The sequence below is a fragment of the Candidatus Rokuibacteriota bacterium genome, assembly GCA_030647435.1.
Classification (GTDB): domain Bacteria; phylum Methylomirabilota; class Methylomirabilia; order Rokubacteriales; family CSP1-6; genus AR37.
This window is the reverse complement of sequence record JAUSJX010000163.1, coordinates 1-6,960: the sequence shown is the minus strand read 5'-3', so window position 1 is coordinate 6,960 and position 6,960 is coordinate 1. Positions and strand designations below refer to the sequence as shown.

Here is a 6,960-nt window from a genome sequence, read left to right as displayed (position 1 = left end):
TGCCGCTGCTCGAGCAGGTCGCCCGGACGGGCGAGCCGATCCTGATCATCGCCGAGGACATCGAGGGCGACGCGCTGGCGACCCTCGTGGTGAACAAGCTCCGGGGCGCGCTGCGCTGCGTGGCCGTGAAGGCGCCCGGCTACGGGGACCGCCGCAAGGAGATGCTGGAGGACATCGCGGTCCTCACCGGCGGGCACTGTGATCAGCGAGGAGCTGGGCATCAAGCTCGAGAGCGTCGAGCCCCGGCATCTCGGCCGCGCCAAGCGCATCGTGGTGGACAAGGAGGCGACGACGATCATCGGCGGCGCCGGCGACAAGACGGCGATCGAGGGAAGGACGCAGCAGGTCCGCCAGCAGATTGAGAAGAGCACCAGCGACTACGACCGCGAGAAGCTCCAGGAGCGCCTGGCGAAGCTGGCGGGCGGGGTGGCGCTCATCCGCGTGGGCGCGCCTTCGGAGTCCGAGATGAAGAGCCGCAAGGAGGCGCTGGAGGACGCCATCAGCGCGACGAAGGCGGCCGTGGCGGAGGGCATCGTGCCGGGTGGCGGGCTCGCGCTCCTGCGCGCCATCGACGCCGTGGAGCGCGAGGAGGGGCAGTGCGAGGGCGACGAGCGCACGGGGCTCCAGATCCTCAAGCGTGCCCTGGAGGCGCCGACGCGCCAGATCGCCGAGAACTCGGCGGTGGACGGCGGTGTCGTGGTCAACCGGATGCGCGAGGGCAAGGGCAGCATGGGTTTCGACGCCGCCAGGAAGCAGTACGTCGACCTCGTGGAGGCGGGCATCATCGATCCGACCAAGGTCGTGCGCATCGCGCTCGAGAACGCGGTCTCGGCCGCGAGCCTGCTGCTGCTGACCGAGGCGACGCTCACCGAGGCGGAAGAGGAGAAGGACAAGATGCCCGCCCCGGTCCTGGGCTGAGAGTTTGTGAAGAAATCCGCTGCGGGATTGTCAGTGACGAGTCGTAGACTCGGCGTATGACAGACACCAGTTCCCGGGGCGGGGTCTCCAGAAGGTCCGGGCGGTGCTGCTGTGGTTCGCGCCGGCGCACTATCTGATGCGCGCCGTCGCACTCCGGCAGGCCGCAGCGCAGGCCGCATGACCGCCCCACCCCCACCGCAGGCGCCGCGAAGAGCGAGCGGAGATCCGAGCAGACGCGGTCGTTGAGATGAACCGGCCTCGCCAGACGCTCAGCGGCTTGCGCGGACCTGCCCCGCCGCGATTCGTTCACAAGCTCTGAGCTGCGGGCTCCGTGAGGGCGGCGGCGCGGGTGGGGCGGGGCCGAGCGGCGAGGGGATCCTGCACGGTGGCGATGACGTGCAGGCGGCCACCAGCAGGGCCAGCGCCGCCACCGCCGCGGCCGACCTGCCCCTCGATTTCGATCTGGGAACGTGCGGAGTCCTGCTTGCCGTCCGTCGTCACGATCAACGATCACACAAGCGATTCGCCACGAAGACCGGTGGGGAAATCAGGTGTTTGCATCACCCCGGGGACCGGGCCACGGGGAGGCGATGCCCCATCCGCCCAGCATTGGGGCGGCGCGGCTACACTCGTCCCGGGACGGGACTTGAATTCACCTCTCAGGCGGAGGTCATGCGATGACGGAGAGCGGGAGCGAAGCGACGCTGCGGCTGGAGGCCCTCCTTCCCCCGGAGATGGCCAAGCGGGCGGAGGAGATCGGGGTGAGGAAGGTCTCGATGGACGCCCTCGGCGAGTTCGCCCTCGCGGTGCTGGCCGGCGCCTTCGTCGCGCTCGGGGGCGTATTCGCCACGACCGCCTTGGCGGGCGCTGGCGCGGCGCCCTGGGGGCCGACGCGGGTGCTGGCGGGGGTGGCGTTCAGCCTTGGGCTGATCCTCGTCATCGTCGGCGGGGCGGAGCTCTTCACCGGCAATAACCTGATCGCCATGGCATGGGCGAGCGGTCGCGTGACGACACGAGCGCTGCTGCGGAGCTGGACCATCGTGTACGCGGGCAACTTCGTCGGGGCCGCGGCGACGGCGATGCTCGTCTGTCTCGGCGGGACCCAGCGCTTCGAGGGTGGCGCCTTCGGCATCACCGCCCTCGGCATCGCTCACGCCAAGCTCGAGCTCGGCTTCGGGCAGGCCGTGGCGCTCGGGATCCTCTGCAATGCCCTCGTCTGCCTCGCCGTGTGGCTCAGCTACAGCGCGAGGACGACCACCGACCGGATCCTGGCCATCGTCTTTCCGATCAGCGCCTTCGTCGCCGCCGGGTTCGAGCACTCGGTTGCGAACATGTACTTCGTCCCGCTGGGCTTGTTCATCGCGGCGCTCGATCCCGGCTTCGTCGCGGGCCACGACCTCGGGCTCAGCGCGCAGGCCTTGAGCTGGAGTGGGTTCGTCCTTCGCAACCTGCTCCCCGTCACCATCGGCAACGTGATCGGCGGGACGCTGCTCGTGGGCGCCGTCTACTGGTTCGTCTACCTCCGGCGCCGGTCCCGGGCGTGATCCCACGGCGATGACCCCCGCCGAACCCGACCGGCGCTCGCTCGGCGGGCTCTCCGAAGCCGAGGTGACCGCCCGGCTCGGGCGGGACGGCTACAACGACCTGCCCACGGCCAGGCGTCGCGGGTTCATCACTATCGCCGCCGACCTGCTGCGCGAGCCGATGTTTGTCCTGCTCGTCGCGTGCGGGGTGATCTACGTCGTCCTGGGTGATCCGCAGGAAGCCTTCATGCTGCTCGGCTTCGTCTTCCTGATCACGGGCCTCACCCTGTACCAGGAGCACAAGACCGAGCGCGCGCTCGACAGGCTCCGCGATCTGGCCAGCCCGCGCGCGCTCGTCATCCGTGACGGTCGGCAGCGGCGAATCCCCGGCCGGGAGGTGGTCCGCGACGATCTCCTCCTGCTCGCGGAGGGAGACCGCGTCTCGGCCGACTCCGTCCTTCTCACGGCCACCAACCTGTCCGTCGACGAATCCCTGCTGACCGGGGAGTCGGTGCCCGTCCGCAAGGTCGCGGCCGACGGGCCCTGCCCCATGGCCGCTCCGGGCGGCGACGATCTGCCGTTCGTCTACTCCGGCACGCTCGTGGTTCACGGACACGGCCTCGCCAGAGTCGAGCGGATCGGTCCGGGAACCGAGCTCGGCAAGATCGGCAGGGCGCTCGAGGCGCTCGACCGCGAGGCGACGCCGCTCCAGCGCGAGACGGGCCGCGTCGTCCACGTCTTCGCCGTCGTCGGCCTCCTCCTCTCCATCCTGGTCTCGGTGATCTACGCGCTCAGCCGGGGGCAATGGCTCGAGGGAGCCCTCGCCGGCCTGACCCTCGCCATGGCCATCATGCCGAACGAGTTCCCCGTGGTCCTGACGCTCTTCCTCTCGTTGGGCGCCTGGCGTCTCTCGCGCGTGCAGGTCCTCACCCGCCGTGTCCCGGCGGTGGAGACTCTCGGGGCGACCACGGTCCTGTGCGTGGACAAGACGGGGACCCTCACCCTCAACCAGTTGTCGGTCGCGATGCTGTTCACCGCCGGCGAGTACTATGACCTCCGCGCTCCGTCCGAGACACCTCTCCCCGAGTCGTTTCACGAGCTGGTCGAGTTCGCCATCCTCGCCAGTCAGCGGGACGCTCTCGACCCGATCGATCACGCATTGAAGACGCTCGGCGACGCTCACCTGACGGCGACGGAACATCTCCACGAGGACTGGTCGCTCGTCCAGGAGTATCCGCTCTCGAAGCGCCTCCTCGCGCTCTCGCGGGTCTGGCGATCGCCGGACGGCGACGACTACATCATCGCCGCGAAAGGCGCCCCCGAGGCGATTGCCGACCTGTGCCACTTCGACGATGACCGGGCGCGGGAGCTGGCGGCGTCCATCGCGGGGATGACCGATCAGGGTCTCCGCGTCCTCGGCGTCGCGCGGGCCCGCTTCCAGCGCGCCCATCTGCCGCCGGAGCAGCACGATTTCGACTTCGAGTTCCTCGGGCTCGTGGGGCTCGTCGATCCGGTGCGCCCTGCCGCGGCGGCCGCTGTCCGCGAGTGTTACGACGCTGGGATCCGCGTCGTCATCATCACCGGCGACTATCCGGCAACGGCGGCGTACGTCGCCCGGCAAATCGGGCTCGCTTCACCCGGCCGCATCGTCACGGGGCCCGAGCTCAATGCGCTCGATGATGCCGGCCTGCGAGAGCGGATCACGTCCACGGACATCTTCGCGCGCGTCATCCCGGATCAGAAGCTGCGCCTCGTGAACGCCTTGAAGGCAAGCGGAGAGATCGTCGCCATGACCGGTGACGGGGTCAACGATGCGCCGGCCCTCAAGGCGGCGCATATCGGGCTCGCCATGGGGCAGCGCGGAACGGACGTCGCACGTGAGGCCGCGGCGCTCGTCTTGCTGGACGATGACTTCTCGTCGCTCGTCCATGCCATCCGCCAGGGCCGCCGGATCTTCGACAACCTGATGAAGGCGATGACCTACATCCTGGCCATTCACGTCCCGATCGCCGGCCTGTCGCTGCTCCCCGTGCTCTTCGGCTGGCCCCTGATCCTGCTGCCCGTCCACATCGCGTTTCTCCACCTGATCATCGATCCGGCCTGCTCCGTCGTCTTCGAAGGCGAGCCGGCCGACCCGGATGTCATGAAGAGGCCTCCCCGCAACCCCGCGCAGCCGCTGTTCGGGCGCCGCGTCCTCGGCCTGAGCCTGTTTCAGGGGCTCGTCACGCTCCTCGTGCTCGCGGTCGTCTACGGCATCGTCCTCTATCGCGGCCAGGGGGAGCTCGAAGCGCGCGCGCTGACCTTCACGGCATTGATCGTCGGCAACCTCGGACTCATCCTGACGAACCGGTCGTGGTCGGGCACGACCGCGGCGATGCTGCGCGTGCCCAATCCGGCCCTGTGGTGGGTGCTGGCAGGGGCCACGCTGTTCCTGGTCGTCGTCCTCTACGTGCCGGTCATCCGGGACCTCTTCCGCTTCTCCTTCCTGCATCCAGACGACCTGGGGATCTGTCTGCTCGCGGGCGCCGGCCCGATCGTGGTGTTCGAGGGCTTCAAGTCGAGGAGACGCCGTCTCCGAAGCTCGTCTTGATGGCCCGGGCCGCCGCCACCAGCTCGCCCTCCGGGTCGACGAGCTTCGGCTCGGCCACCGCATCGGCGATGGGCACGCGCACGATGCGGTCGCCCCGGAGCGCCACCATGGCGCCCCATGCCCCGTCCATCACCGCGTCGACCGCGGCCGCGCCGAAGCGGGTGGCCAGGATGCGATCGAAAGGCGTGGGCGCGCCGCCGCGCTGCACGTGCCCGAGCACCACGTAGCGCGTCTCGAAGGGCAGTATCGCGCCCAGGGCCTGCGCGAGCACCGCGCCCACGCCCCCCAGGCGCTCCGGCTCGGGGCTGCCCGCGACGATCTCGCGGACCACCGTCCCGCCGTCGGGGCGGGGGGCGCCCTCGGCGATCACGACGATCGAGAAGCGACGGCCTCGCTCCCTGCGCTCCCGGATGTCGCGGGCGACGGCCTCATAGCTCCAGCGGATCTCCGGGATGAGGATCACGTCCCCGCCGCCGGCGACTCCGGCCTCGAGCGCGATCCAGCCCGCGTGCCGCCCCATCACCTCCACGACCATGATCCGGTGGTGGGATGCCGCCGTCGAGTGGAGCCGGTCCACGGCGTCGGTGGCGATGGCGCGCGCCGAGTCGAAGCCCACGCTCACCTCGGTCCCGCCCACGTCGTTGTCGATGGTCTTGGGCACGCCCACGACGGGCACGCCCCTGGCACCGAGCTGCCGGGCGATGCGCAGGGTCCCGTCGCCGCCGATGGCGACGAGCGCGTCGACCTCGCGGCGGGCGAGGGTGGCGAGCACGGCATCCGAGCGGTCCTGGTACGTCGTGCCGTCGGGCCCGGGCACCGGCACGCGGAAGGGATCGTGGCGGTTCGAGGCGCCGAGGATGGTCCCGCCCTGGGTGAGAATGCCGCTGACGTCGTCGAAGCCCAGGGGCCGGGAGGCGTCGTCGAGAAGGCCGGCGAAGCCGTCGAGGAATCCGCTCACGCGGATCCCGTGTCGGTGCGTGGCGGCCTTGACGAGGGCGCGGAGCGCCGCGTTCATCCCCGGGCAGTCCCCGCCTCCGGTCAGCACACCGATGTGGCGGATCGTCGTCATGCTTTTCCTCCGGTGTTCGGTCTCGGACATTCACCGACAAAGCGCCCGGCGCCGCGAGTTGACGAATGTCCGAGACGGGACCCGAGCGGGCGACCTCGCGTGGTCATGTGCGCTTCCCGCTTCGACCCGCCGCGCGCACCACCCCTTTCCGAGTCTCTTCCAGCAGCAGCATGGTGGGCGGCAGGAGCAGCAGGAAGCTCCACTCGGGGACGGAAAGAGGGGCCAACCCGAAGAGCGTAGATAACATAACACCTGTTCTCAGTCATGGCGCCCTGCGGCCCAGGCGCTTCCCTCCTTGTCACAGCTCTTCCCCTTGTCACAGCGCGGATAACGCCCCTCCCATCTCGGGCCGATCCTGCCAGAGCGCGTCGGAGCCGTCAAATCGGCGCCTCGACGCAGGGGGCGAGAGCTGTCATCCGGGGCGCCAGGCAGCGGCAGGGCAGACGTCCGCGGCTGCCTGGGCCCACGGCACCGCCTGGAAGGTGACGCCGGGGAGTGCCGGCTGTTCGGCTCCTGCCTCAGTCATGGACAACGGAGGCGGCGGGCCGGAACGCGGCGCGCACGGAGCGTTCCACGCGGCGGCCCCGAACGGCGGCCTGGCGGTGCCGCCTCACTGGGTCATCCCTGTCCCACCGGAGCCGGGCGTGGAGCCGCTTCGAGACGGGTAAATCCGCGGAAACGAGCCCGTCTCGCTCGCAACGCCCGATGGCAACCGGAATGCATTTGGAGAGAACCGGCCACACGGCGGGCGCGCGGGGCAAGGGGAGGTTCCGGATCCGACATCGCCGAGGCGATCCTGCCCATGGTCGAGAAGGAGCGTGGTTTCGTCCGGTACTCGAGAACCTAATGGTCGAGAGGCG

At 70.0% G+C, this 6,960-nt stretch carries 4 protein-coding genes and 1 pseudogene; 3 read left to right on the top strand and 2 right to left on the bottom strand.

Features of this window, described 5'->3' with window-relative positions; genetic code table 11:
* The 3 genes and pseudogenes from groEL to Q7W02_27920 all read left to right on the top strand — a co-directional run bounded on the left by groEL (position 1) and on the right by Q7W02_27920 (position 5,031).
* A pseudogene (gene groEL / locus Q7W02_27930) lies at positions 1-918 on the top strand (chaperonin GroEL).
* Between the two features lie 677 nt (positions 919-1,595).
* On the top strand, positions 1,596-2,462 hold the full coding sequence (locus Q7W02_27925; GenBank protein ID MDO8479956.1) for a formate/nitrite family transporter: 867 nt from the start codon (positions 1,596-1,598) through the stop codon (positions 2,460-2,462).
* Between the two features lie 10 nt (positions 2,463-2,472).
* A complete protein-coding gene (locus Q7W02_27920) occupies positions 2,473-5,031 on the top strand; it encodes a cation-translocating P-type ATPase (protein ID MDO8479955.1) in 2,559 nt (852 codons plus the stop codon).
* Here the strand turns inward: Q7W02_27920 and Q7W02_27915 are convergent.
* Positions 4,994-6,100, bottom strand: coding sequence for an ATP-dependent 6-phosphofructokinase (locus tag Q7W02_27915; GenBank protein MDO8479954.1), 1,107 nt, complete (start codon positions 6,098-6,100; stop codon positions 4,994-4,996). The genes Q7W02_27920 and Q7W02_27915 overlap by 38 nt on opposite strands.
* A 103-nt stretch (positions 6,101-6,203) precedes the next feature.
* Positions 6,204-6,347: a hypothetical protein gene (locus Q7W02_27910; GenBank protein MDO8479953.1), complete on the bottom strand. Its 144-nt coding sequence runs from the start codon at positions 6,345-6,347 to the stop codon at positions 6,204-6,206.
* Positions 6,348-6,960 lie beyond the last annotated feature (613 nt).